Below are 24,516 nucleotides of genomic sequence, written 5' to 3'. Positions count from 1 at the left end.
GCACCGGCTGCCTAGGCTCAGGGCATGAGCACAGAGCAGAACCTCCGTGGGGTCACCGGAGCACACACCACCGACGGGACGCCCCGGGGGTTCACGTCCCTGACCCCGTTCATCGCGGTGGTCGACGCGGCCGCGGCGCTCGACTTCTACACCCGCACCTTCGGGGCCGCCCTCGTCGACCGCACCGACATGCCCGGGCCGGACGGGACCCCCGTCGTCGTGCACGCGACCATCGATCTCGGCGACGGACGGCTCCAGCTGGGCGAGGTGAACCCCGACTTCCACCTCGTGGCCCCGCCCGCGGGCGACGACGACTGCTATTCGCTGGGCCTCTACGTCCCGGACGTCGATGACGTGGTGGCGCGTGCCGTCGCCGCCGGCGCCACCGTGCGCGAACCCGTCAGCACGTTCGTCTCCGGCGACCGCTACGGCAGCATCCGTGACCCGTTCGGCGTCCGCTGGTCGGTCATGACCCGGGTCGAGGACCTCTCCGAGGAGCAGAGCAGTGCCCGGGTCGCCGAGTGGGCGGAGTCCATGGGGCAGGAATGAGGCGTCGCGGAGGGTCCGGGCCCCGCGCGCGAACTCCTCGGACGCGCACGGGGTCCGGCCTCCGGGACGGGTCCCGGTCGCGGCTCTCCAACCCTCGACCGGGACCGTCAGCTTCTCCCTGTGTCCCGGGGATGCCCCCTCGCGCTGCTCAGCCAACCACCTCCTGCTGAACACGAGCTGAAGCAGGCTTCCTGGGCGGTGGCTCGGTGGTGCCGGTGGTGCCGTCCGTGCCCGCCGGCGCGAGCGCGCCGGCTCAGGGCGCGGCGAACCATAAGTCGTCGAACCCGTACTTCAGCACCCGGTAGGCGAAGTCGTCCTCGGTCGTCCCCGCGAGGGCGTAGTCGAAGCGGGCGATGACCTGGCGCTGAGCGTCGTACTCGGCGAACGTCAGGGCCTGGCCGCTGTTGACCACCAGCGGACCGCCGAGGTCCTGCACGTTGCTGACGATCGCGGAGTAGGGCACGGGGACGGTCTCGACCTCGCTGTAGGTCCCGGCGTTCTCGTCGACGAGGTACTTCCGGTACTCCGAGCGGAGGGAGGGGTCCGCCGTGGGCACCGGGGAAGTCCCGACGGGCACAGGGGCCGTGTAGTCCGGACGGCTTCTCATGCTCCAGAACGAGTTGTCGAACATCGTGAGGTAGTACTGGCCGTCCGCCAGCGCCGCGTCGTCGTGGCGCACCACCGAGTGCTGCCCACCGGTGTCGGGGAAGTCCCCCGTCTTCTCGAGGAGCAGGTCCTCGGCCCCGGTGCCGGCCCAGACCTCGCGCTGGCCGATGATGTAGTCGGCCGTGGGGTTCCCGTGGACGTCGTCGACCTTCAGGATCGCGGAGTTCTCGCGCGCGCTGACGATCACGGAGTCGCCGTCCGGGGACCAGTCGACCGAGTTCAGGTGCAGCCAGTCGTCCACCTCGCCCGGACCGTAGAACCCCGGGCCGTAGGGCTGGGTGCGGGACTTGTAATCGGCGAGGAGCTCCGTGAAGTCGACCGTCTTCTCGTAGGTCCCGGTCTCGAGGTCCAGGGACACCAGGACGTCCTCCACACTGCCCTTGGCGGTCTCCGTCGCCAGGATCACGAGCTTGCCGTCGTCGGTGACGTCGAAGTCGTGGTGCATCTCGAAGCCCGCCAGGACGTGCGTGGCCACGACCCGGCCCAGGCCGTCGATCCGGGCGACCTTGTCCGTCCCGACGGTGGTCACCATGGTGTCGCCGTAGAACTCCAGCCGGTCCGTGCGGTAGCCGTCGAGGTCGAACTCGGCGCGCAGCACCCCCGCGTTGTCGTAGAGCAGGGTGTAGTCGATGTGGCGCCTCAGCCCCATGACCGCGAACAGCCCGTCGGTGAGCTCCTCGGCGTTCCCCACCACGGTCCGGTCGAGGGTCGTGCGGTCGCCCGACGCGCTCGGCGGAGCGGTCATGGTGAACGAGAACTCCGTGGGCCCGCCGTCGTCGGGCTGCCAGGTGGTGGTCACGGTGTTCTCGGCGCCCGGGACCACCCCGATGAGCTGCCCCTCGAACGACGCGGCGCTCGGGTCGTGGTCCTTGGCGACGCGCGTGAAGTCCTCGGTGCCGGGAGAGCTGACGGTGTACGTCAGGGTGCCGCTGCCCTCGGTCTCGAACTGGGCGTGCACGCCGGTGGTGTTGGTGCCGAAGGGGTTGAGGACGAGCAGAGGAGCCTCGGGAGAGGAGCCCAGGGACTTCAGGTCGTCCAGCGCGGCGTCGACCACCTCCTGCACGTCCGGGGCGAAGCTGTCGCGCTCCTCGGGAACTCCGTTGCGGGTGACCGAGACGGTGTAGACGTTCGTGTCCGCCTCCGGGTAGGTCTCGGCCGTGGCCGCCACCTGCTCGGCGGCAGGCACCACGGGAGGAGCACCAGGCTGCTGCAGCACCCGCGGAGGCCCGACCGCGAGGGCCGGGCCCCCCGACACGACCAGAGCGGCCGCCGTGAGCAGGGTGACGGAACGAGCACGCGATCGGTGGGACATCTGGGACTCCTGGCGGTGGGCGCGGCGGTGAAGTCCGGCCGATTGTAGCCACGCAAGACCCCTCTGATAAGGGGCGATGTCTTTGCGGGGGCTAACGCCGCACCCCAGGCGCATGTCGGCGACGGGAATGTCCCCGGATGACCTCCGGGCGGTCCGGCGATCCGTGCCGTGCCGTCCTGCGGGTGCCGCTCCGGGTCCGCCTCACTGACCCCCGCCGGGCTCGCACCGGTCAGCGCAGTCGCGTAGCCGCGCCACGAGCTCCTGCGCCGCCGGGTCCTGGTCGAACTCGCTCACCACGAGGCGCCGGACGCCGGAGCTCTCCTGGACCTCGATCACGTAGGACTGCTGGTCGGCCGCTCCCTGACGGGTCGTCGGGGCGGTCGATCCCAGCCGGTGCGCCAGGACGGTCTCGAAGAGGTCGAGGAGCGCGTCCTGCTGCGCCCGGGGCAGGGACTCGGTCTCGAAGCTCCGCTCCACGGCCAGGCCGGGGAAGTACGCGAGGCCTCCCTCGAGGCGGTAGCTGACTCTCGCCATGGACGGCACCGTCCCTCCGTCGGACGCGGATGGCCAAGACCGGGCCCGCGCGGGGACCGGCGGGGCCGGTGAGGAATCAGTTCCCGACTATACCCGCGGCGCCCTTCCGGGTCAGGCGCCAGCACCCGTCCGCTCCGTCGAACGTGGTCATGGCGCCCGTGGCGACGTCGCCCACCAGGGTGCCGGCGTACCGGGCCGCACCGGCGTCGAAGGACAGGAGCAGGGTGCCGTCCTGCTGGTGCCACTGGCCGGACAGCTCTCCGGTGAACGAGCCGTTGTCGTGGAAGGTCAGATGCACCCGCGCGGAGGAGTCCGTGCAGCCCCAGCTGTACTGGAGCACCCACTCGTCCGCGAGGGCGCCCACGGACCGGGTCGCCTCGGGCGCAACCCCCACCTGCTGCCAGGCGTCCGCCACCACGGCCTGCTCCGCGGGTCCGAACAGGGCGGCGGCGTGCTCGATCGTGAGGCCCGCGAAGTCCTTGAACTGCGCGACCCACCGCAGGCGCCGCAGCTCGGGATCACGCATCGCGGCGTACCAGATCCGGCCGGCCCTGTCCCAGCTGTGGCCGCCCAGTCCGGTCGCCGCGAGGCAGAACGCCCGGTTCGGGATGCCGGAGTTGATGTGCACCCCGCCGTTGTCGTCCAGGGTGTGCACGAAGCGGGACATGTGGTCCGGCTGCGGGTCCTTGCCGAGCACGTCGTCGTCGAACGCGGTGCCGGGTGCCTTCATCGAGCGGAGGCCCACCCCGTTGACGGCGCTCGTGAACAGGCCTGCACCGATGATCCAGTCGGCGTCCGCCGCCGTCTGGCGGGGAACGGCCACGTACTGCTTGACCATGGCCCCGATGACGTCGGAGAAGTGCTCGTTGAGCGCCCCGGACTGGTACATGTACAGCAGGTCGGACTCGTGCGTGGTGATGCCGTGCGCGAGCTCGTGCCCGATGACGTCCACGGCGGCGGTGAAGCGGTTGAAGTACTGGCCGTCGCCGTCCCCGAAGATCATCTGCCGGCCGTCCCACGCCGCGTTGTTGTACTTCTCCTGGTAGTGCACCGTGCCGAGCAGGGGCATGCCGGCGTCGTCGAGGGAGTTGCGCCCGAAGACCTCCTGCAGGAGGTCGAACGTGGAGCCCAGCCCGTCGTACGCCTCGTCCACGGCGGGGTCCCCGCTGGCGGGGGCTCCCTCCGAGCGCACGAGCGTCCCCGGGAGCTCCGCGGTGTTGCCGGCCGAGTGGATCTTCCGCTCCCTGTGGGCGGTCGCCTGCGCCGCGACGGACCGCGCAGTGAGGTCCGCGATCAGCCGTTCCGCCCGGACCGTGGTGTCCACGGCCAGTGCGGCCAGGGCGTTCCTGCGGGTCTGCTCGTCCCCGTGCACCGCCATCTGCTCGTGCACGTACGGCGGGATCACCCCGCAGAACGTTCCGTGCCGGTGTCCGTGGTCCGTGGTCATCGCTTCCCCACCTCTCCGCATCAGATCCGGTTGCCCGCGGCGTCCAGCTCACCGGGCGCCGTCCCCGGGCCGTCCGGCGCACCGGGCGCCGTCCCCGCGGAGTCCAGCCTCCGCCCGGCGACGTCCGCCGGCTGCCCGGCGCTGCTGTCCGCGGATCCCGGCCCGCCGGCGGATCCCTGCCTGGCCAGGTACCAGCAGCCGCCCGGCGAGCCGTCGAAGGAGGACATCGCTCCTGCTCCCGCGGTGCCGGTGACCGTGCCGCCGTACTGCGCGGGACCGTCGGCGAAGCGGAGCAGCAGGGTGCCGTCCTGCTGCCGCCAGGCGCCGGAGAACCCCCCGCCCGAGAAGGTGCCGTCCGGGTCGAACACGAGGCCCACCCTGCCGTAGTCGTCGGTGCAGCCCCAGCTGAAGTGGAGCACCCACGGACCGGAGATCGTCACTGTTCCGCCCCTTTCCTCGCCCGGCGCACGAGCACCGGCGGGACCGCTGACCGGGTGCTCCGGGAGCCGGAGAACCATGTGCAGCGATCATCCCACCAGGATCCGACGGCGTACCGGCCGGCGCGGAAATCAGCAGCCGGTGCCCTGCGGGTTCTCGAGGCAGTCGTCCGCGTAGTTGCGCACCGTGGAGCGCCAGACGCTGATCGGCACGGGCGCGCTCGCGACGTCGTTGAGCCCCGCCACGGGCAGCCATGGTCCACCCGCCACGGAGTACTCGCCGGAGAACCAGGTGGTGAGCGAGACGGCGTATTCACCCGTCTCCGTGTAGACGTGGCTGGTGTCGGTCTCCACGTCCCACGCCCCCTCCGCGAGCGGGGCGCCGCTGAGCTCGGTCGGCCCGAGCGCGGTCCCGTCGCCGTAGTCCCATGCGTACTGGACCGGCACGGCGCGCACCTCGACCGGGAAACCACCCAGCTCGGTGCTGAACTGCTGGGGCCGGGCCTCCGCCCAGACGTTGGTGTGCATGCCCCGCAGCGTGTCGGGCGCGGGCTGGACGGCACTGGCCGCGGGCGCGACGGCGAGCGTCCTGAAGTCCTGCAGGGTGAAGGTCGGCAGCTCCACGACCTCCTCGCCGCCCTCCGCCTCGGCGACCGCCACGCACATCGGCTCGCCCCACGGCGTGCTGGGCCCCTCCCCCTGCCGGACGACGACGTTCATGTAGACGCCCTCCCCACCGTCGGCCGTGGTGCAGTCCCGCTCCGCCAGGCAGTCCTCGAGGATGTCACCCGTCCGGTTGGTGCACGGGTTCTGCAGGCCGAACGTCTGCTGCTTCGACTGCGCGATGGTGTCCGGGTTGAACGGCCGGTCGACGCCCTGGTCGCTCAGGTACTGGCGGAGCGCCTTCTGAAAAGCGGGGTCCTCGTCCGGGTCGTAGTCGACCGGTTGCGCACCCACGGCAACTGAACCTTGTTGGTGGTCATTGCCGACCACAATCGGCGGCCCCTCATCGAGCCGGACCTCCAGTTTCATCTTGTCCCCGTCTGCCACAGCAGTCGTCGACTTCGAGATATCGGCATTGCGCTGACCATGCATGGAATACCCACTCTTGAGCCGAGTTGCCTTATCCGCCCAACCATCTTCTTCACCGAGGGCTCCGACAGTTGCCGATTGAAAAAAGAGGAGAACTAGAACAAAGATTCCGAGGATCTTGTTTTTGTCCATTGAATTATCCTGTGCCCGGCATGTTTGCAGCGGTTATATATATCCATAGCCCCTGCGAATAATCCAAGTAAACAGGGAATGGGTCTCCTCGACCAGTGCGCGGGAAGGCTTCGTATGTGACTTCTCCGCCCTCAACCAGCTTCAGCCCCTCGGCGCTGGTTAGTACAATCGGCTTATAGATCCCGTCGGAGGAACGTTCAATATTTGCATCCTGTATTAGAGGGGTCTCTCGACCACCAATGAACCAAGCGCCATCGGCGTACACATCTTCCACAAATTTTAATTGCTCCATGCACACATCGCAGGCGTCGCTGACAACTTCGCGTGCGTATTTTGCCTCACCGGTTTGATGGGCGTACCACATGGCGTCGGACCAGTAGTCGAGGAAGGCCTGCGCCCCGTCCCGGGACTCCTCCTTCGCCAGGTCCGGCATGACGGGCTTCGGCACGTTCTGCGCGGGCCCGTCGAGCGAGGCCGGCACGTAGCCGGCGGGAGTGGCGTCCGGACCAGGCTCCGATGAGCTCGCCGCAGCCGATGAGGCAGTGCTGGAAGGGGACGCCGCGGCGCCGTCGTCGTCGGGACCGCATCCCGTGAGGAGCAGTGCCGCCAGGACGACACCCCCGACCACCGTGCCGACTGGGCTGGACCGCACCATGAAGTTCCCCGCTTCGCTCTGCCACGGCCGGACGGGCCGGCTGGATGGGTCGAATGGTAAGCGCCCGCCACTGTGCGGCAGCAACCCCTGTGGACACGCCGAAACCCGCGTTTTCATGGGGCCTGGTCAGCGGCACCATGGTCACGGCTTTGTTAATGTCAATTCGACTCGAACCGTGTTATAGTCACTGAAACCAGAAGGCTCCGAACATGAGGGAGGTGACGATGACCGCGCAGAACGTGGAACTGGCGGTGTCGACCGTCATCTTCGCCGCCCGCGACACCGGCCCCGGCGGCGGCAAGGAACTCTGGCTGCCCCTCGTCCGCCGCATCCGCGACCCCTTCCGGGGGATGTGGGCCCTGCCCGGCGGACCACTCCAGCCGCACGAGGACCTCGAGGCCTCCGCCGCCCGGTCCCTGCAGCTCACCACCGGCCTGCAGCCCGGCTACCTCGAGCAGCTCTACGCCTTCGGCGGCCTGACCCGCTCGGCGAACGCCGAGGAGCGCGTCGTCTCGATCGTCTACTGGGCCTCGATCCGCACCGACCAGACCTCCGACCTGCACGCCGACCTCAACGTCACGTGGATGCGCACCTCCGAGCTGCCGCCGCTGGCGTTCGACCACAGCGACATCGTGGACTACGCCCTCTACCGGCTGCGCAACAAGATCACCTACAGCCGCGTGGCCCACTCCTTCCTCGGCGAGACCTTCACCCTCGCCGCCCTGCGTGAGGTGCACGAGGCGATCCTCGGCACCCCCCTGGACCCGGCCAACTTCCGGCGCCAGGTGCTCGCGTCCGGCGCCGTCCTCGACACCGGCACCCGCCTGGAGGGCACGCGACATCGCCCGCCCCGGCTCTACCGCTACAACCACGACCTCGACCTCGCCGACCGCACCCCGGCCGGCCGCAGCACCCAGGAGCAGACATGACCTCTGTCGCCACCCGCATCGACCTGCTGACCGAGAAGCCGGCCGGCCTGCCGGGAACCGCCCCGGCCCCGAGCACCTGCAGCACCGACCTCTCCGCGAACCCCTGGGACTTCGCACCCGCCGTCTCCGCCGGCTACGGCCCCGGGGCCTCCGAGGACGACGTGGTGCCCACCGGCGCCCCCGCCCAGCCCGTGATCCCCGAGGAGTACCAGCACGCCTCCGCCGAGGAGCTCGACCGACGGATCACCGCCGCCAAGCAGACCCTCGGCGAGCGCGTGGTGGTGCTCGGGCACTTCTACCAGCGGGACGAGATCGTCAAGCACGCCGACTTTCTCGGCGACTCGTTCCAGCTGGCCCGCGCCGCCCGGAGCAAGCCGGAGGCCGAGGCGATCGTGTTCTGCGGCGTGCACTTCATGGCCGAGACCGCCGACATCCTCTCCGGCGAGCACCAGTCCGTGATCCTGCCCAACCTCGCCGCCGGCTGCTCCATGGCGGACATGGCCGACGAGGACTCCGTCGAGGAGGCCTGGGAGCAGCTCATGGACATCCTCGGGGAGACCGACGACGACGGCCGGCAGACCGTGGTCCCCGTGACGTACATGAACTCCTCCGCGGCGCTCAAGGCGTTCTGCGGCCGGCACGGTGGCATCGTGTGCACCTCCTCCAACGCCGCGACCGTCCTGGAGTGGGCCTTCGAGCGCGGTCGGCGGGTGCTGTTCTTCCCGGACCAGCACTTGGGCCGCAACACCGCCAAGGCCATGGGGATCCCGCTCGAGCGAATGCCGATGTGGAACCCCCACAAGGACCTCGGCGGGAACACCGCGCAGGACCTGCAGGATGCCGAGGTGATCCTCTGGCACGGCTTCTGCTCCGTGCACCGCCGCTTCACCGTGGCCCAGATCGACAAGGCCCGCGCCGAGCACCCCGGCGTGCGGGTGATCGTGCACCCCGAGTGCCCCATGCCCGTGGTCGACGCCGCCGACGAGAACGGCTCCACCGACTACATCCGCAAGGCGATCGACGCCGCCGGGCCCGGCAGCACCTTCGCGATCGGCACCGAGATCAACATGGTCAACCGGCTCGCCGACCAGCACCCCGAGCACACGATCTTCTGCCTGGACCCGGTGATCTGCCCGTGCTCCACGATGTACCGGATCCACCCCGGCTACCTCGCGTGGGTGCTCGAGGAGCTCGTGGCCGGGCGCGTGATCAACCGGATCTCCGTGGACGCCGCGACCGCCCGGGACGCCGAGGTGGCGCTCGAGCGGATGCTGGCGGCGCTGCCGCGGTGAGCACGCACCCGGCACCGCGCGTGCTCGTGGTGGGCAGCGGCATCGCCGGCCTCACCGCGGCCCTGCGCGCCGCGGGCCACGGTCTCGATGTGACGCTGCTGAGCAAGGACGCCCTGGACGAGACCGGCACGGCCCGCGCGCAGGGCGGGATCGCGGCCATGACGGCCGCGCTCCCGGCCGGCCAGCCCCGCGACTCCGAGGAGCTGCACGTCCAGGACACCCTCGTCGCGGGGGCGGGGACGTGCGACGACGACGCCGTGCGCGTCCTCGTGCGCGACTCGGCGGCCGCCATCGACGAGCTCGTGGCGCGCGGTGTGGCCCTCGACCGCGCGGCCGGACCGGACTCCCCCTGGCTCGAGGGTCTCGAGGGCGCCCACTCCGTGCCCCGGATCCTGCACGCCGGCGGCGACGCGACCGGCCGCGAGATCCAGCGCGCCCTCCTCGCCGCCGCGCTGGCGGCCGAGACCGCCGGGCGCCTGACGGTCCTGCGGCACACCATGCTGGTCGACCTCGTGCTCGCCCCCGGCGGCCGCGCGGCCGGGGCCCTCGTCCTGGCGGGTCCCGGGGACCGGCTGCACGAGCTGCCTGCGGACGCCGTGGTGCTCGCGACCGGCGGCGCCGGACAGCTCTACCCCCACACCACCAATCCGGCCGTGGCCACCGGTGACGGCATCGCCGCGGCCCTGCGGGCGGGCGCCGCCGTGGCGGACCTGGAGTTCGTGCAGTTCCACCCGACCGCCCTCGCCGCTCCGGGCTGCTTCTTGGTCTCCGAGGCCGTCCGCGGGGAGGGCGCGGTGCTGCGGGACAGCACGGGCCGGCGCTACCTCGAGGACGTGCACCCGCGCGCGGAGCTCGCCCCCCGCGACGTGGTGGCCCGCGAGAACGTCCGCCGGTCCCTGGCCCAGGGCGGCCGGCCGGTCCTGCTCGACTGCACCGCGCTGAGGCCGTCCGGCCCGCACGGGGGCGGCACGACCGCCGAGTTCCTCGCCCGGCGCTTCCCCACGATCGACGCCGCCCTGCGGGCCCACGGCCTCGACTGGTCCCGCGAGCCGGTCCCGGTCACCCCGGCGGCCCACTACCTGATGGGCGGCGTGGCCACCGACGGCCTCGGCCGCACCACCGTCCCGGGGCTCTACGCCGTGGGCGAGTGCGCGGCCACGGGCGTGCACGGCGCCAACCGGCTGGCCTCCAACTCGCTGCTGGAGGGCGCCGTCTTCGGGGCCCGCGTGGCCGACGCACTGCAGGCGGACTCGCTGCGCACGGACGCGCCGGGAACCGGCCGAGCGGCCGACGACGCCCCGGCGCGCCTCGTCCTGCCCGACCGCGCCGAGATCCTGCCGGCGGCCGGTCGTTCCAGGATCGCGGCCGCCCGGTCCCGGAGCACGGCGCCGTTCGACAGGGACGCCGTGCCGTTCGACAAGGACACCGACCCGGTCGACGGAGAGGCTGCGCAGGTCGACGGGGACACCGTGCCGTTCGACCGCGGGCAGTTCCAGGACGCCATGTGGGCGGGCGCCGGCGTCCTGCGCGACCGTTCGCGGCTCGAGGCGCTGGCCCGGCGGCTGGCCGGCTTCCGCCCACCCGCCGGTCTCTCCCGCCGTGCGGTCGAGGACCGGAACCTGCTGACCGTGGGCCGTGCCGTGACCGCCGCGGCCCTGCACCGCACCGAGTCCCGGGGCGCCCACTTCCGGGAGGACTTCCCGGCGCCCGATCCCGCCCGCGCGCGGCGCACGTTCTGGCGGCTGGAGCCGGCCCCGGATGGGGTCGTCGAAGCGGCGCTGACCTGTGCACATACTTCCATCGACATGTTCGACCCACCGGAGAGGATCCCCGCATGCTGACCCGAGCCGCCATCACCGAGGTCGTGGAGCGGGGGCTCGCCGAGGACGCGCCCTGGGGCGACATCACCTCCGAGCACCTCATCCCCGCCGGCACCACCGCCCGGGCCGAGCTCGTGGCGCGCGAGGCCGGCGTCTTCTCCGGCGGGCAGGTCTTCGCCGCGACGTTCGCCGCCGCGGACCCCGCGGTGGCCGTCGAGCTGGTCTCCGCCGAGGGCGACCGCTTCGAGGCCGGGGACACCCTGGCCGTGGTGACCGGTCCCGCCCGGGCCGTGCTGACCGGCGAGCGCGTGGCCCTGAACCTGACCCAGCGGATGTGCGGGATCGCCACCCTGACCGCCCGCTACGTCGCCGCCGTCGAGGAGACGGTCGCCCGCGTGGAGCAGGCCGCGAACCTCCCGTCCGGCACGATCACCCGCACCCGAGTGGCCGACACCCGCAAGACCACCCCCGGGCTGCGGGCGCTCGAGAAGCACGCCGTGCTCAGCGGGGGCGGGCACAACCACCGGCACTCCCTCTCGGACGCCGTGATGGCCAAGGACAACCACCTGGCCCTGCTCACGGCCGACGGCACCGACCTGACCGGCGCCCTGCGGCAGCTGCGCCGTCGTCTCCCCCACACGGTGCACCTCGAGGTGGAGGTGGACCGGCTCGACCAGATCGAGGCGGTCCTGGCCGGCGGCGCGGACACGATCCTGCTCGACAACTTCTCGCTGGACGACCTCGTGAGCGGCGTGGCGATCATCGACGGCCGGGCGACCGTCGAGGCCTCCGGCGGCGTGAGCCTGGAGACCGTCGGGGACATCGCGGCCACCGGGGTGGACGTCGTCTCGGTGGGCGCGCTCACCCACTCCGCCCGCAACCTGGACCTGGGCCTCGACATCGGGCTCGGCAGCGGCCACGGCACCGGGACGGGATGACGGTGCTGTACCTCGACTCGGCCGCCACCACCCCCGTCCGGCGGGAGGTCCTGGAGGCCATGTGGCCCTATCTCACGCAGGAGTTCGGCAACGCCTCGAGCCACCACGAGGCGGGCCGGCGGGCGCTGGCCGGGCTGGACCGGGCCCGCGGGACGGTCGCGCAGGTGCTGAACTGCCGGCCCGGCGAGGTCGTGTTCACGTCCGGCGGGACCGAGGCCGACAACCTGGCCGTCAAGGGCATCGCCCTGGGCCGCCGGGACCGGGACCCCGCGCGCACGCACGTGGTGACGAGCGCCGTCGAGCACCACGCCGTGCTCGACTCCGCCCGGGACCTGGCCCGCTGGGACGGCTTCGACGTCACCGAGCTGGGCGTGTCCGCCGAGGGGTTCGTGGACCCCGCCGCCCTGGAAAGGGCTGTTCGTCCGGGCACCGCAGTGGTATCCGTGATGCATGCGAACAACGAGACGGGTACGGTCCAGGCGATCGCCGACCTGGCTGCGGTGGCTCGGGCGCGGGACGTCCCGTTCCATACGGATGCGGTCCAGACGGCCGGGTCGCTGGAACTGGACGTACAGGCGCTCGACGTGGCGGCGCTGAGCCTCGCCGGGCACAAGATCGGGGGGCCCAAGGGCGTGGGGGTGCTGTTCCTGCGCCGCGGGACCCCCCTGCGCCCGCTGCTGAGCGGCGGCGGGCACGAGCGCGGCCGGCGCTCCGGGACCTCGAACGTGGCCGGCGCCGTCGGCCTCGCCACGGCCCTGCGGCTGTCCGCCGAGGAGCGGGCGGCGAAGTCGGTGCGCCTGGCCGAGCTGCGGAACCGGCTGATCACCGGGATCCTGTCCGCGGTCCCGTCGGCCGTGCTGACCGGTCCGGACCCCCGGGAGCGGCCGGCGGCGCGGCTGCCCGGCAACGCCTCGTTCTGCTTCCCCGGCGTCAACGGCGAGACGGTCCTGGTGGATCTGGAGGCCCGCGGGCTGCTCGTCTCCTCGGGCTCGGCCTGCGCGGCCGGGGACACCGAGCCCTCCCACGTGCTGACCGCCATGGGCTTCCCCGCCGAGGTCGCCACCACCGCGGTCCGGTTCACGCTGTCCGCCGAGGTCACCCCGGAACAGGTGGACGGGATCGTGGCGGCGGCCCGGGACGTCGTCGAGCGGCTGGTCGCGGCGCGCGGCTGAACGCGCTCAGCCGACCGGGACCGGGAGCGCGACCGGCACCGGGTGCTGCACCCCGGCGTGCACGACAGCCAGGACCGGCTCGCCCTTCTGCTCTGCGCTCCGCGAGCTCTCCGACACCAGGACCCAGGAGGGGTCCGGGCAGGAGTGGGGCGCGGGGCCCTCGGGAACCGCGCTCGAGGCGCCCCGGCCGTCGAAGCCCTCCAGCCGGAAGCCGACGACCGTCCGCCACCACAGGGTGCTCGGCGTGCTCGCGATCCCCCGGGTCTCGGTGATCACCAGGTCCGTCCGCCGCGTCAGGACCTCGGCGGTCCCCGGCTTCACGCACTCCCACGAGATCTCGGTCACCGACTCGGTCTCCGCCACGAACTCGAGCGAGGCCGCGTTGGCCTGCAGCGTCTCGTCGTCCCAGCCGAGCGCGGCCCGGGCGTCGGCGGCGGTCACGAAGCCGGTGCCGTCCTCGTGGAGCTGCGTGGCCGCCCAGGCCGGCGCCGCCAGCCCGATCGACACCCCCGCCGCCGCGAGAGCCGCCAGTACCACGATGACCTTGTGCATGTGCTTCCCCAATCCCCTGTCCCCCGACACCGGGGACGCGCTCCCGGATCGTTTTTCCGAACGCTAATGCAGGCACGGGGGGCCGATCCAGCGGCGTGACCCATCTGTGACCCCCTGTCCGACCTGCGGCGACACATGCGGTGCCGCGCAGCGCGCCCCTCAGGCCGCTTCCTCCCGCTCGGTGGGCACCGGGTGCGCCACCCCGTCGTGGACGACCTCCAGGGCAGGCCCCTCGTGCGCCTGCGCCCGTTCGGTGGACCGGGGCACCCGGGACCACGCCCCGTCCTGGTCCCCGCCCCCGTTCCCCGGGCAGGCGTCGAGGTCGGGGCCCTCGACCACGGAGACGGACACGGCGTCCTCGGCGAAGCCCTGCAGCTCGAAGCCCGTGACGGCACCCGTCACCGAGCTCCGCTGCACGGTGGCGACCAGGTCCGCCCGGGCGGTCGTCGTCGTCCGCCGCTCCTGCACGGCCACGGCGCCGGTGAGCTCCTGGACGCACTCCCACGACGCGGTGGCCACGGTGACCGTCTCCGCGACGAGGTCCAGCTCCGCGGCGGAGGTCTGCAGCCGGTCGTTGGTCCAGCCCGGACGGCGCGCGACCGGTCCCGCGCCTCAGCCGGCGGCCTGCTCGCGCAGGACGTTCTTGCGGATCTTGCCGGACGCGGTGCGGGGCATCTCGTCCACGAGGCTCAGCGTCTTGGGGACCTTGTAGCGGGCCAGCCGGCCGGCCAGGTGCTCCTGGATCGTCCCCGCGGTGAGCTCCCGCCCCTCCCGGGGGACGACGACGGCGTGCGGCACCTCGCCCCACTTCTCGTCGGGCACGCCGATGACCGCCACAGCGGCCACCTCCGGCAGCTCGAGGATGGCCGCCTCGACCTCCGCCGGGTAGATGTTCTCCCCGCCGGAGATGATCATGTCCTTGATCCGGTCCGCGACGAACAGGTAGCCGTCCTCGTCCAGGTAGCCCAGGTCCCCGGAGTGGAACCACTCCCCCTCGAAGGACCCCGCCGCGTCGGGGCGGTTCCAGTACTCCCGGATGACGTTGGGCCCCGAGAGCAGGATCTCCCCCGCCTCGCCGGGAGCCGCGGGCTCCCCCGCCGCGTCCACGATCCGCACGTCGGAGAAGAAGTGCGGCAGCCCGGAGGAGCCCGCCTTCTCGCGGGACTTCGCGGCGGGGAGGTTGGTGGCGCCCGGGGAGGTCTCCGTCATGCCGTAGCTGGCGGTGAAGGCCAGTCCCCGGTTCTCGTAGGCGTCCAGGACCCGCATGGGCACCGCGGAGCCGCCGCAGGTGAGCTTGCGCAGGGAGGAGAGGTCCGTGGTGTCCCAGTCCGGGTGCTCGCACAGCATCTGGTAGGTGGTCGGCACCCCGGAGAGCCAGGTGACGCGGTGGCGCTCGATGAGCTCCAGCACCCGGCCGGGCACGAACTTGGACTCGAGCACCAGCGTGGCGCCCTTCAGCAGCGTCGGCAGCACCCCCATCCCGAGCGAGGCCACGTGGAACATCGGGGAGATCATGAGCGCGACGTCGTCGGCCGCTACGTCGTAGTCGACCAGGACGTTGAAGCAGTTCCAGGTGAAGTTACCGTGGGTCAGACAGGCGCCCTTGGGCCGGCCGGTGGTCCCGGAGGTGTAGAGGATCACGGCGAGGTCGTCCAGGCCCACCGGGACGTCCTCCGTCCAGGGCTCGGCCGCCGCGATCACCGTCCCGAGGGCGGGGACCCCGTCCGCGTCCTCCCCGGCCGCGTCCTCCTCGGCCGCATCCTCCCCCGCCACGACCCAGCGGACCACGTCCGGCAGGTCCCGGGCGGCCGGTGCGGCCAGGCCCGTCAGGGCGGCGTCGTGGATCAGCACCGAGACGTCCGCGTCCTCGAGCTGGTAGCGGATCTCGGGGACGGCCAGGCGCGTGTTGAGGGGGACGAGCACCGCGCCGAGCGCTCCTGCGGCGAACATCGCCTCCAGGAAGGCCGGGCTGTTCTCCCCGAGGAACGCCACCCGGTCCCCGGGGCCCACGCCCCGGCCGGACAGGGCCGTCGCAAGGCGCCGGGACCGGTCGTGCAGCTCCCGGTACGTCAGCGTGCGCTCGCCGTGGATCACGGCCGTCCTGGGCCCGGACTTCTCGAGCCTCCGGACGAGCCAGGATCCCAGTCCCTGATTGCGCATGCGATCGTCTCCTCAAACAGTCGTCAAAGCCAATAGTTGAAAAATTCCACTATTAGCCCCCAGCGTAGAGAGAGCTGGATCACATTGTCCAGGCCCCCGGGCGAACCCGACCCCGCGCGACTTTCCCACTTATGTCATCTTCTCAATGGTTGACATCTTCAATTGATTGCTGTTCCAATGGTCGCACTGTGAGTCGGCCCACACCACCGCCCGGACGCACCCGAGGACCGGGGCCGACCCGTCCGCCGCACCGGAGCCCCGTCCCGGCGGCACACCCACTCTCTCCGCCCCAGAGCAAGGAACCGCCATGTCAGCAGCACCCGGCACCCTGGCGTCCCTGGACGCCCGCGCCAGGAACACAGAGGCGCGCAAGGTCATCTTCTCCAGCTACCTCGGCTCCACCATCGAGTTCTACGACTTCCTGCTCTACGCCTCGGCCTCCGCCCTGGTCTTCCCCTACGTGTTCTTCACCGACCTCGACCCGCTGGCCGGCACCATCGCCGCGTACGGCACCTTCGCCGCCGGCTACCTGGCCCGCCCGCTGGGCGGGGCGGTCTTCGGCCACTTCGGCGACCGCCTGGGCCGCAAGAAGATGCTCATCATCTCGATGCTGATCATGGGCATCGCCTCGACGCTCATCGGCCTCATCCCCAGCGCCGCCGTCATCGGCTCCTGGGGGGCGGTCATCCTGATCCTCCTGCGGGTGTGCCAGGGCATCGCCGTGGGCGGCGAGTGGGGCGGGGCCGCACTGATGGCCCTGGAGCACTCCGCGAAGGGCAGGCGGGGGTTCGCCGCGTCCTTCACCAACGCCGGCGCCCCGACCGGTGCCGCGCTGGGCACCTTCGTCCTGGGCCTGTTCGCCGCCATGCCGGAGGAGCAGTTCCTCTCGTGGGGCTGGCGCGTCCCGTTCCTGCTGTCCGTCCTGCTGCTGGCCGTGGGCGTCTTCGTGCGCTCCCAGGTGTCCGAGAGCCCGATCTTCCAGGCCGCGCTGGCCAAGGAGGCCGCGGAGGGCCCCACCGCCAAGCGCAAGGTGCCCATCGTCGAGGTGCTGCGCCGCCCCCGCGCCCTGGTCTACACGATGCTGGCGGGGGCCTCCGGGTTCGCCCTCCAGGTCTTCCTGGCCACCTTCGCGGTCGCCTACGCGGTCGAGCGCGGCGCCGACCGGCAGCCGGTCCTCTACGCCTTCGCCCTCGCGTCCGTGCTCAGCGTGTTCTTCGTGGTCGGCATGGGCCGTCTGTCCGACCAGCTGGGCCGGCGCCCCGTCATGGTCGTGGGGCTGGTGCTGTTCATCGCCCTCATCCTCCCCATGTTCTCCTGGCTGGCCACCGGCAACGTGCTGCTGATCTTCGCGACCTTCACCATCGGGCTGGCCTGCCACGCCGCGATCTACGGACCGCTGGCGGCCTTCATCTCGGAGCAGTTCGGCACGTCGTCGCGCTACACCGGGGCGTCACTGGGCTACCAGTTCGCCACCCTGATCGGGGCGGGCTTCACCCCCACGATCCTCGCCTCGATCTACGCGTCCTCCGGGCAGGCCATCGCCCCCGTGGTCTGGTACCTGGCCGGGATGGCGGTGGTCAGCGCGGTGTTCATCCTGCTCACCCGTGAGTCCAAGGACTTCGACCTGGAGACCCACGAGCACTGACGCCACCCGCTGCGGAGCATCTGCGGCACCGAGCCCCCGCCTCGTCACCCCCCTCCCCGATCGACCGGGGAGAGGGGGCGGGGCGGGGGCTCGGCGTCGTCGAGGACCGGGGGACCTGTCCGTCAGAAGGCCACCTTCTTCAGCAGCCGGGACAGCTCCTCCCGCTCCGCCGGGGAGAGCGGGGAGAGCGACTCCGCGGTGGAGTTCTCCACCAGGACCCTGGCCCGGGCGTACAGCTCCCGGCCGGCGGCGGTGGGGGCGATGATCTTCGAGCGGCGGTCCCGGGGGTCGGTCCGGCGCTCCACCGCGCCGCGCCGCTCGAGGTCGTCGAGGATGGCCACGATCTGACTGGGGTCCAGCACCAGGAACTGGCTGAGCTCGCGCTGCGTCAGCTGCTCCTCGCCGCAGGCCAGCGCCAGGACCGAGTAGTGGCGCACCTTCAGCTCCAGCTCCGCCAGCCTCCGGTTGGCCGCCGAGGAGCCCGTCGAGGCGGCGCGGGCCATCAGGAAGACCGGCTCCGCCGTCAGCTCCGCCTCGAGGAGGCGCTCGAGACCGGCGGACGGGTCGGTGGGCGTGGTCATAGCGTCTCTCCTGGGGCCGGGGACCCCAGTCTACGGAATCCGTGCCCCCAGCATAGATGGAGGTTCTTAACCATTGACATTTTCAACGAATAGCGGTGGAATGGGGACGAACCCGCAGCAGTGACGGACGTCACCCCGTCCGCCGATCCACGAGCGCCGATCCGTCAGCGCCGATCCGTCAGCGAAGGAGCCACCCCATGGCACAGGACAGCACCGCATCCCCGAGCACCACCCCCCTCGCCGGCAAGGTCGCCGTCGTCACCGGCTCCGGCCAGGGTCTGGGCCTCGCCTACGCCCAGGAGCTCGCCCGCCAGGGCGCGGCCGTGGTCATCAACGACGTCGACCAGGCCATCGCCGAGAACGCCGTCGCCTCCATCACCGAGACCGGCGGGCGGGCCGTCGCCGTCGTCGCCCCCGTGGGCTCCACCGAAACCGCCACCGCCCTGGTGCAGGGTGCGGTGGAGGCCTTCGGCCGCCTCGACGTCCTCGTCACCAACGCCGGGGTGCTGCGCGACAAGTCCCTGCTGAAGATGACCGACGAGGACTTCGACCTCGTCATCCAGGTGCACCTGCGCGGCACCTTCACCTGCGCCCGCGAGGCCTACCGGTACTTCAAGGAGAACGGGGTGCCCGGGCGGATCATCACCATCGGCTCCCCCACCGGCCAGTACGGCAACTTCGGCCAGACCAACTACGCGGCGGCGAAGGCCGGGATCGTGGGCATGGTCCGCACCTGGGCCCTGGAGATGAAGAAGGCCGGCGTCACCGCCAACGCCGTCATCCCCGTGGCCGCCACCGCCATGACCGAGACCATCCCCTTCTTCCGCTCCGCCGTCGAGGCCGACCGCCGCGGCGAGCCGATGCCGGACTTCTTCCGCAAGGACCTCGGCTTCGGCAACGCCGCCGACGTCGCCGGCCTGATCGCCTGGCTCGCCTCCGACGACGCCGCGGGCGTCACCGGCCAGGCCATCGGCGCCGGCGGGGACCGCCTGCAGGTCTTCAGCCACCCCCGCCCCGTGGCCACCGAGTACCGCAACGGCGGCTGGACCTTCGAGGCGCTGCGCGAGCAGCTCCCCGCCATCCTCGAGGGCAGCCTGCAGCCGGTCGGCGAGACCCTGCCCCCGCTGCCGGAGGAACTGAAGCCCGAGTCCGCGACCCAGCAGTCCTAGGGGGACCACCATGCGCTACGAGTACGGTCTCGACCTCGCGTCGCTGAACGCGATCGACATGCACGTGCACATCGAGTGCTCCGACCACGGACACCCGTCCCTGCCCGCGGCCCTGACCGAGGCCTCGGCCAAGTACTTCAAGGCCGAGGACCGGTCCCCGTCCCTGGACACCATCGCCGAGCGCTACCGCGAGTGGCGGATGGCCGCCGTCGTCTTCACCGTCGACGCGACCACCGCCCTGGGCCACGAGCCGAACTCCATCGAGGAGATCGCCGCCGGCGCGGCCCGCAACAACGACGTGCTGATCCCCTTCGGCTCCGTGGACCCGCTCCAGGGCTCCGCCGCGGTGGAGCGGGCGAAGATGCTCGTCGAGGAGCACGGCGTCAAGGGCTTCAAGTTCCACCCCTCCCTGCAGGGCTTCGACCCCTCGGACGAGCGGTTCTACCCGCTCTACGCGGCGATCCAGGACCTGCGCGTCCCCGCCCTGTTCCACACCGGGCAGAACGGCATGGGCGCCGGGCTGCCCGGCGGGGGCGGGATCAAGCTGGGCTACTCCAACCCGCTGCTGCTGGACGCGGTGGCCGCGGACTTCCCCGAGCTCCAGGTCATCATGGCCCACCCCTCGGTGCCCTGGCAGGAGGAGGCCAACTCCATCGCCACCCACAAGGCCAACGTGTGGATCGACCTCTCCGGCTGGTCCCCCAAGTACTTCCCCGAGTCCCTGGTGAAGGCCTCCAACCGGATGCTCCAGGACAAGGTCCTCTTCGGCACCGACTACCCGCTGATCACCCCGCAGAAGTGGCTGAGCGCCTTCGAGGAACAGTCCTTCACGGACGAGGTCCGACCCAAGATCCTCAAGGACAACGCCGTGCGCCTGCTCGGTCTCGACGGGGCGCGGGCATGAGCACGGACGCCGGGCGCCTCTACCCCGACTGCGACCCGTACGGGATCGCGGAGAGACTGACCGAGGCCGAGAAGGCCCCCCTGCGCCGGCTGCGCCGGGTGCTCGAGGACGAGGTGCGCCCGCTGCTGGCCGAGTACTGGGAGGCCGGGGAGTTCCCCTACCAGATCGCCCCCTCCCTGCACGCCCTCGACCTCATGACCCCGCCCGAGCTCACGGCCGACGGCGGGCAGCCCCGGTCCCTGTACCACGGGTTCCGGATCTTCGAGCTGGCCCGCACCGACGCCTCGGTCGCCACGTTCTACACCGCCCAGGCCGGGCTGTTCCGCACGGCCTGCCGCGTGGGCGGCACGCCGGAGCAGTTCGCGCAGTGGGACCCGAAGATCACGTCCTTCGAGATGACCGGGGTGTTCTGCCTGACCGAGCCCGAGCACGGCTCCGACATCGCCGGCGGTCTGGCCACCACGGCCCGGCGCGAGGGCGACGAGTGGGTGCTGACGGGCACCAAGCGCTGGATCGGCGGCGCCTTCACCGCCGACCTCCTCGCCGTCTTCGCCCGCGACGAGGCCGACGGGCAGGTCAAGGGCTTCCTCGTGGACCGGCAGGCCCCGGGCGTGCGGCTGGAGAAGATCCACGGCAAGACGTCCCTGCGGATGATGCAGAACGCCGACATCCACCTCGACGGGGCCCGGGTGCCGGAGGCACAACGGCTGGGGAACGTGAACTCGTTCAAGGACGTCGCCGCGATGCTGCGCGCCATGCGCTCCGACGTCGCCTGGATCGCCACCGGCATCCAGGCCGGCGCCTACGAGGCCGCGCTGCGCTACGTGCGGGAGCGCGAGCAGTTCGGCCGCCCGATCGGCGGCTTCCAGCTCGTCCAGGAGAAGCTGGCCCGGATGCTCGGCAACGTCACCGCGTCCCTGACCATGGTCGCCGGCCTCGCCGAGCGGCAGGAGGGCGGCGTCTACCGGGACGAGGACTCCGCCCTGGCGAAGATGTGGATCAGCCTGCACATGCGCGAGACCGTGGCACTGGCCCGCGAACTGGTCGGCGGCAACGGCATCACCCTGGCCCACGACGTCGCCCGCTTCCACGCCGACGCCGAGGCCGTCTACTCCTACGAGGGCACCCACGAGATCAACGCGCTCGTGGTCGGCCGGTCGATCACCGGCCGGAGCGCGTTCGTCTGAGCCGCCCGACCGACACCAACCGATCCACCACCGACACCACAGACGCCACCACGTAAGGACACGCCATGACCGAAGCACAGACCCAGCCCCAGACCGTCGTCGCCTTCGACGAGGTGAAGAACCTCGTCGGCAAGAGCCTCGGGCACTCCGCCTGGCGGGAGATCACCCAGGAGCAGGTGAACACGTTCGCCGACGCCACCGACGACCACCAGTGGATCCACGTGGACCCCGAGCGTGCCGCCGAGGGCCCGTTCGGCGCCCCGATCGCCCACGGCTTCCTGACCCTGTCCCTGCTCATCCCGATGTGGTCCGAGCTCTTCGACGTCACCGGCGTGAAGACCAAGGTCAACTACGGCCTCGACAAGGTCCGCTTCACCTCTCCCGTCAAGGTCGGCTCGCGGATCCGCATGACCGTGACCATCACCGACGTCCAGGAGGTCAAGGGCAACGGCCTGCACCTGGTGGCCGACGGCACGATCGAGATCGAGGGCGAGGAGCGGCCCGCCGTGGTCGCCACCTTCCTCAACCGCTTCTACGCCTGAACGCGCTGCCCCCTGACCCGCGACGGCCCGGGTGACCACGGCATTCCGTGGTCGCCCGGGCCGTCGCGGGTCAGCGGGTGCGGAGCGGGTCAGACGGCCGCCTCGGCCCGCGCGCAGGCCGCCACGGCCTCGGCCACGGCCGGGGCGACCCGGGGATCCAGGGCGGAGGGCACGATGTGCTCCGCGGTCAGACCGTCCGCGGCGGCGATCGCCGCGATCGCCCGGGCGGCCTCGAGCTTCATGACCGGGGTGATCCGCCGCGCACCGGCGTCCAGGGCCCCGCGGAAGATGCCGGGGAAGGCCAGCACGTTGTTGATCTGGTTCGGGAAGTCCGACCGGCCCGTGGCCACCACGGAGGCGTACTTCGCGGCGACCTCGGGCATGATCTCCGGGTCCGGGTTGGCCAGGGCGAACACGATCGCGTCCTCGGCGAGTTCGGTGAGGTACTCCTCGGGGACCGTCCCGCCCGAGACGCCCACGAACACGTCGGCGCCCTCGAGGGCGTCCTTGGGTCCGCCGATCAGCCCGCGCGGATTGGTGCGCGCCGCACAGCCGGCCTTGATCGCGTTGAGGTCGTCGCGCTCCCTCGAGACGATGCCCCGGGAGTCCATCAGCACCACATCGTCGATGCCCTGGGCCAGCAGGATCTCGGTGATCGCGATGCCGGCCGCGCCGGCTCCGGCGATCACGACCTTGAGCCCGGCCAGGTCCTTGCCCACCAGAGTCGCGGCGTTGAGCAGCGCGGCCAGGACGACGACGGCGGTGCCGTGCTGGTCGTCGTGCATCACCGGGATGTCGAGCTCCTCGATCAGACGCTGCTCGATCTCGAAGCAGCGCGGGGCCGAGATGTCCTCGAGGTTCACCGCCCCGAAGCTCGGGCGCAGCAGCTTGACGGTGCGCACGATCTCCTCGACGTCCTGGGTGTCGAGCACGATCGGGATCGAGTCCAGGTCCGCGAAGGTCTTGAACAGGGCGGCCTTGCCCTCCATCACCGGCAGGGACGCGGCCGGGCCGATGTCGCCCAGGCCCAGCACGGCGGAGCCGTCGGAGACGACCGCCACGAGCCGCCCGGCCCAGGTGTGCGTCCTGGCCATTGCCGGGTCGGCGGCCACCGCCCGGCTCACCTCGGCCACCCCGGGGGTGTAGGCGATGGACAGGTCGCGGCGGGTGGCCAGGGGGGACTTCGAGACCACGGCGAGCTTGCCGCCCTCGTGGGAGCGGAAGATCTCCTCGGACGTGATCGGGCCGGACTGCTGGTTCTCGTCGCTCATGCGGGGTCCTCGTGCTCTCGTCGTTGAGTGCGAACAGGGTCCCCGCCATTGTGCCCCACCGCCGGGACCCCTCCCCCGCCCGTGTGACGCTCCGGGACCTCCGCGGTGCTTCCGCCCCGGGCGGCACAGAGCCCCCGGACCGCGTGGTCCGGGGGCTCTGCTCGCGGGGTCGGGCGCGCGCGGCGCCCGACGGTGCGGACCGGGGATCAGATGATGGACCGGCCCCCGGTGCGCGCCTTCTCGAAGCGCTCCTGGACGTCCGCCCAGTTCACGATGTTCCAGAAGGCCTTGACGTAGTCCGCCTTGACGTTCTGGTAGTCGAGGTAGAACGCGTGCTCCCACATGTCCAGCTGGAGCAGCGGGATCGTGGCGACGGGCACGCCGTTCTGCTGGTCGTACATCTGCTCGATGACCAGGTTGCCGCCGACGGGCTCAAGGGCGAGGATCGCCCAGCCGGAGCCCTGGATCGTGGTGGCCGCGGCGGTGAAGTGGTCGCGGAAGGCGTCGAAGGACCCGAAGTGGTCCTCGATCGCCGCGGCGAGCTCACCGGTCGGCTTGTCGCCGCCCTCGGGGGAGAGGTTCTGCCAGAACACCGAGTGGTTCACGTGGCCACCGAGGTTGAACTGCAGGTCCTTGGACAGCTTGGCCGCGGCGGCGCCGTCACCGTTCGCGCGGGCCTCCGCCATCTTCTCCAGGGCGGTGTTGGCACCGGCCACGTAGGTGGCGTGGTGCTTGTCGTGGTGCAGCTCCATGATCTTCGCGGAGATGTGGGGCTCGAGCGCCGCGTAGTCGTAGGGGAGATCGGGAAGGGTGTACTTCTCGGCCATAGGAGAGTCCTTTCGAGTGCTGTCGTGTGGTTCCACCCTCGTCCCGCGCGCGAGCAGGGGTCAAGGAGGTTCCGCCACCAGCGTACGGCGCGCCCCCGGGCAGCCTCCGCCGGGGGCTCAGAAGAAGTCGGGCGGGCTCTCGAGCGGGCAGCGGGGCGGGTGGGGGGTCAGCTGGGACGGGACCGTGAACTCGTAGTCCCCCGTCTCGATCATCCGCCCGAGCGTCTCGAGGGCGTTCCGGGCGCTCCGGCGGGCGGCCGGTTCGAGCAGGCGCCACAGCCAGGCCTTGGATTCCGTGAACCGCCCGTCCACGGCCTTCTCGATCCGGGTGCCCCCCTCCACCGGTTCCCAGGTGATGGTCACCAGCAGATCCACCACGCCCTTGGTGGTGCGCATCCCCAGGCGCCGGCCCGGGACGTGGTCGGAGACGATGTTCACGAAGGAGAAGCGGAGGGGGCCCACGCGGACCGTGGACTCGATCGACGTGCCGAGCTGCAGCACGGCCGTGCTGACCTGGTAGTTCCGCTCCGGGATGGGGTTCCAGCGGCGCAGGCAGCCGGGGTCGAGCAGGAAGCGCTCCACCAGGGCCGGGTCGGCCGCGACCACGGCCGTGTCCACCAGCCGGAACGTCGTGGCGCCCTTCAGCATCGTGTCCTCCGCTCCCCGGTCGGATCCGCGCCCCGGGCAGGCACGCGCAGTGCAC

24 protein-coding genes are annotated in these 24,516 nt (G+C 71.6%); 11 read left to right on the top strand and 13 right to left on the bottom strand.

From position 1 onward, the window contains the following. The first annotated feature begins 24 nt into the window (after positions 1-24). A complete protein-coding gene (locus tag H488_RS19630; RefSeq protein WP_017831766.1) occupies positions 25-549 on the top strand; it encodes a VOC family protein in 525 nt (174 codons plus the stop codon). A gap of 253 nt (positions 550-802) precedes the next feature. Here the strand turns inward: H488_RS19630 and H488_RS19625 are convergent, their stop codons facing one another. The 6 genes from H488_RS19625 to H488_RS36880 form a co-directional block, all read right to left on the bottom strand. Continuing rightward, positions 803-2,527 carry an aryl-sulfate sulfotransferase gene (locus H488_RS19625; RefSeq protein ID WP_150110233.1) on the bottom strand — a complete coding sequence of 575 codons (1,725 nt, stop codon included), beginning with the start codon at positions 2,525-2,527 and terminating at the stop codon, positions 803-805. A 201-nt stretch (positions 2,528-2,728) separates the two neighbouring features. Next, positions 2,729-3,061: a protealysin inhibitor emfourin gene (locus H488_RS19620; RefSeq protein WP_126346755.1), complete on the bottom strand. Its 333-nt coding sequence runs from the start codon at positions 3,059-3,061 to the stop codon at positions 2,729-2,731. Between the two features lie 76 nt (positions 3,062-3,137). Beyond that, complete coding sequence (locus tag H488_RS19615; RefSeq protein ID WP_017831763.1) at positions 3,138-4,508, bottom strand: M4 family metallopeptidase; 1,371 nt, start codon at positions 4,506-4,508, stop codon at positions 3,138-3,140. A gap of 20 nt (positions 4,509-4,528) precedes the next feature. Next, on the bottom strand, positions 4,529-4,948 hold the full coding sequence (locus H488_RS19610) for a hypothetical protein (RefSeq protein ID WP_017831762.1): 420 nt from the start codon (positions 4,946-4,948) through the stop codon (positions 4,529-4,531). 129 nt (positions 4,949-5,077) lie between these two features. Further along, positions 5,078-5,902, bottom strand: coding sequence for a PKD domain-containing protein (locus tag H488_RS19605; protein ID WP_017831761.1), 825 nt, complete (start codon positions 5,900-5,902; stop codon positions 5,078-5,080). Between the two features lie 271 nt (positions 5,903-6,173). Continuing rightward, complete coding sequence (locus H488_RS36880) at positions 6,174-6,824, bottom strand: DUF6318 family protein (RefSeq protein ID WP_150110231.1); 651 nt, start codon at positions 6,822-6,824, stop codon at positions 6,174-6,176. Positions 6,825-7,048: 224 nt separating this feature from the next. On the opposite strand from H488_RS36880, the gene H488_RS19595 reads away from it, so the two are divergent. The 5 genes from H488_RS19595 to H488_RS19575 are packed head-to-tail and all read left to right on the top strand — an operon-like array spanning position 7,049 to position 12,975. After that, positions 7,049-7,753, top strand: coding sequence for an NUDIX hydrolase (locus H488_RS19595; protein ID WP_017831760.1), 705 nt, complete (start codon positions 7,049-7,051; stop codon positions 7,751-7,753). Further along, the gene (gene nadA, locus H488_RS19590; protein ID WP_017831759.1) at positions 7,750-9,045 is read left to right on the top strand and encodes a quinolinate synthase NadA; all 1,296 of its coding nucleotides are present in this window, start codon (positions 7,750-7,752) and stop codon (positions 9,043-9,045) included. Before H488_RS19595 ends, nadA begins: the two co-directional genes overlap by 4 nt. Continuing rightward, positions 9,042-10,886, top strand: coding sequence for an L-aspartate oxidase (locus H488_RS19585; RefSeq protein WP_017831758.1), 1,845 nt, complete (start codon positions 9,042-9,044; stop codon positions 10,884-10,886). The genes nadA and H488_RS19585 overlap by 4 nt, the downstream gene beginning before the upstream one ends. Then, positions 10,880-11,803: a carboxylating nicotinate-nucleotide diphosphorylase gene (gene nadC, locus H488_RS19580; protein WP_017831757.1), complete on the top strand. Its 924-nt coding sequence runs from the start codon at positions 10,880-10,882 to the stop codon at positions 11,801-11,803. The genes H488_RS19585 and nadC overlap by 7 nt, the downstream gene beginning before the upstream one ends. 2 nt (positions 11,804-11,805) lie before the next feature. Continuing rightward, positions 11,806-12,975: a cysteine desulfurase family protein gene (locus H488_RS19575; protein WP_043738273.1), complete on the top strand. Its 1,170-nt coding sequence runs from the start codon at positions 11,806-11,808 to the stop codon at positions 12,973-12,975. 6 nt (positions 12,976-12,981) lie between these two features. On the opposite strand, the gene H488_RS19570 is transcribed toward H488_RS19575, so the two are convergent. The 3 genes from H488_RS19570 to H488_RS19560 all read right to left on the bottom strand — a co-directional run bounded on the left by H488_RS19570 (position 12,982) and on the right by H488_RS19560 (position 15,687). Further along, positions 12,982-13,527, bottom strand: a complete 546-nt coding sequence (locus H488_RS19570; protein ID WP_017831755.1) for a hypothetical protein — start codon at positions 13,525-13,527, stop codon at positions 12,982-12,984. 159 nt (positions 13,528-13,686) lie between these two features. Further along, on the bottom strand, positions 13,687-14,046 hold the full coding sequence (locus tag H488_RS19565) for a hypothetical protein (RefSeq protein ID WP_017831754.1): 360 nt from the start codon (positions 14,044-14,046) through the stop codon (positions 13,687-13,689). A 93-nt stretch (positions 14,047-14,139) separates the two neighbouring features. Further along, a complete protein-coding gene (locus tag H488_RS19560) occupies positions 14,140-15,687 on the bottom strand; it encodes an acyl-CoA synthetase (RefSeq protein ID WP_017831753.1) in 1,548 nt (515 codons plus the stop codon). A gap of 307 nt (positions 15,688-15,994) precedes the next feature. On the opposite strand from H488_RS19560, the gene H488_RS19555 reads away from it, so the two are divergent. Further along, the gene (locus H488_RS19555) at positions 15,995-17,332 is read left to right on the top strand and encodes an MFS transporter (RefSeq protein WP_017831752.1); all 1,338 of its coding nucleotides are present in this window, start codon (positions 15,995-15,997) and stop codon (positions 17,330-17,332) included. Between the two features lie 122 nt (positions 17,333-17,454). On the opposite strand, the gene H488_RS19550 is transcribed toward H488_RS19555, so the two are convergent. Next, positions 17,455-17,913 carry a MarR family winged helix-turn-helix transcriptional regulator gene (locus H488_RS19550; protein ID WP_017831751.1) on the bottom strand — a complete coding sequence of 153 codons (459 nt, stop codon included), beginning with the start codon at positions 17,911-17,913 and terminating at the stop codon, positions 17,455-17,457. A 197-nt stretch (positions 17,914-18,110) separates the two neighbouring features. On the opposite strand from H488_RS19550, the gene H488_RS19545 reads away from it, so the two are divergent. From H488_RS19545 to H488_RS19530, 4 genes are all read left to right on the top strand, one after another. Further along, a complete protein-coding gene (locus H488_RS19545; protein ID WP_017831750.1) occupies positions 18,111-19,082 on the top strand; it encodes an SDR family NAD(P)-dependent oxidoreductase in 972 nt (323 codons plus the stop codon). A gap of 10 nt (positions 19,083-19,092) precedes the next feature. After that, positions 19,093-19,986, top strand: coding sequence for a 4-hydroxyphenyl-beta-ketoacyl-CoA hydrolase (locus H488_RS19540; protein ID WP_017831749.1), 894 nt, complete (start codon positions 19,093-19,095; stop codon positions 19,984-19,986). After that, complete coding sequence (locus tag H488_RS19535) at positions 19,983-21,173, top strand: acyl-CoA dehydrogenase family protein (RefSeq protein WP_017831748.1); 1,191 nt, start codon at positions 19,983-19,985, stop codon at positions 21,171-21,173. The genes H488_RS19540 and H488_RS19535 overlap by 4 nt, the downstream gene beginning before the upstream one ends. 65 nt (positions 21,174-21,238) lie before the next feature. Continuing rightward, positions 21,239-21,715 carry a MaoC family dehydratase gene (locus tag H488_RS19530; RefSeq protein WP_017831747.1) on the top strand — a complete coding sequence of 159 codons (477 nt, stop codon included), beginning with the start codon at positions 21,239-21,241 and terminating at the stop codon, positions 21,713-21,715. Between the two features lie 89 nt (positions 21,716-21,804). Here the strand turns inward: H488_RS19530 and H488_RS19525 are convergent, their stop codons facing one another. The 3 genes from H488_RS19525 to H488_RS35855 all read right to left on the bottom strand — a co-directional run bounded on the left by H488_RS19525 (position 21,805) and on the right by H488_RS35855 (position 24,461). Next, complete coding sequence (locus H488_RS19525) at positions 21,805-22,986, bottom strand: NAD(P)-dependent malic enzyme (protein ID WP_017831746.1); 1,182 nt, start codon at positions 22,984-22,986, stop codon at positions 21,805-21,807. 206 nt (positions 22,987-23,192) lie between these two features. Next, a complete protein-coding gene (locus tag H488_RS19520; RefSeq protein ID WP_017831745.1) occupies positions 23,193-23,813 on the bottom strand; it encodes a superoxide dismutase in 621 nt (206 codons plus the stop codon). A gap of 117 nt (positions 23,814-23,930) precedes the next feature. Beyond that, the gene (locus tag H488_RS35855; protein WP_017831744.1) at positions 23,931-24,461 is read right to left on the bottom strand and encodes an SRPBCC family protein; all 531 of its coding nucleotides are present in this window, start codon (positions 24,459-24,461) and stop codon (positions 23,931-23,933) included. Positions 24,462-24,516 lie beyond the last annotated feature (55 nt).

Source organism: Kocuria sp. UCD-OTCP, assembly GCF_000349605.1.
Taxonomy (GTDB): domain Bacteria; phylum Actinomycetota; class Actinomycetes; order Actinomycetales; family Micrococcaceae; genus Kocuria; species Kocuria rosea.
This window is presented reverse-complemented; position numbering and strand designations above follow the sequence as displayed.

Bases quoted from the DNA above. Each gene is read 5' to 3' on its own strand.
- H488_RS19630 (WP_017831766.1), top strand. From the start codon at position 25: ATGAGCACAGAGCAGAACCTCCGTGGGGTCACCGGAGCACACACCACC.
- H488_RS19625 (WP_150110233.1), bottom strand. From the start codon at position 2,527: ATGTCCCACCGATCGCGTGCTCGTTCCGTCACCCTGCTCACGGCGGCC.
- H488_RS19620 (WP_126346755.1), bottom strand. From the start codon at position 3,061: ATGGCGAGAGTCAGCTACCGCCTCGAGGGAGGCCTCGCGTACTTCCCC.
- H488_RS19615 (WP_017831763.1), bottom strand. From the start codon at position 4,508: ATGACCACGGACCACGGACACCGGCACGGAACGTTCTGCGGGGTGATC.
- H488_RS36880 (WP_150110231.1), bottom strand. From the start codon at position 6,824: ATGGTGCGGTCCAGCCCAGTCGGCACGGTGGTCGGGGGTGTCGTCCTG.
- H488_RS19595 (WP_017831760.1), top strand. From the start codon at position 7,049: ATGACCGCGCAGAACGTGGAACTGGCGGTGTCGACCGTCATCTTCGCC.
- nadA (WP_017831759.1), top strand. From the start codon at position 7,750: ATGACCTCTGTCGCCACCCGCATCGACCTGCTGACCGAGAAGCCGGCC.
- nadC (WP_017831757.1), top strand. From the start codon at position 10,880: ATGCTGACCCGAGCCGCCATCACCGAGGTCGTGGAGCGGGGGCTCGCC.
- H488_RS19570 (WP_017831755.1), bottom strand. From the start codon at position 13,527: ATGCACAAGGTCATCGTGGTACTGGCGGCTCTCGCGGCGGCGGGGGTG.
- H488_RS19560 (WP_017831753.1), bottom strand. From the start codon at position 15,687: ATGCGCAATCAGGGACTGGGATCCTGGCTCGTCCGGAGGCTCGAGAAG.
- H488_RS19555 (WP_017831752.1), top strand. From the start codon at position 15,995: ATGTCAGCAGCACCCGGCACCCTGGCGTCCCTGGACGCCCGCGCCAGG.
- H488_RS19550 (WP_017831751.1), bottom strand. From the start codon at position 17,913: ATGACCACGCCCACCGACCCGTCCGCCGGTCTCGAGCGCCTCCTCGAG.
- H488_RS19545 (WP_017831750.1), top strand. From the start codon at position 18,111: ATGGCACAGGACAGCACCGCATCCCCGAGCACCACCCCCCTCGCCGGC.
- H488_RS19540 (WP_017831749.1), top strand. From the start codon at position 19,093: ATGCGCTACGAGTACGGTCTCGACCTCGCGTCGCTGAACGCGATCGAC.
- H488_RS19535 (WP_017831748.1), top strand. From the start codon at position 19,983: ATGAGCACGGACGCCGGGCGCCTCTACCCCGACTGCGACCCGTACGGG.
- H488_RS19530 (WP_017831747.1), top strand. From the start codon at position 21,239: ATGACCGAAGCACAGACCCAGCCCCAGACCGTCGTCGCCTTCGACGAG.
- H488_RS19525 (WP_017831746.1), bottom strand. From the start codon at position 22,986: ATGAGCGACGAGAACCAGCAGTCCGGCCCGATCACGTCCGAGGAGATC.
- H488_RS19520 (WP_017831745.1), bottom strand. From the start codon at position 23,813: ATGGCCGAGAAGTACACCCTTCCCGATCTCCCCTACGACTACGCGGCG.
- H488_RS35855 (WP_017831744.1), bottom strand. From the start codon at position 24,461: ATGCTGAAGGGCGCCACGACGTTCCGGCTGGTGGACACGGCCGTGGTC.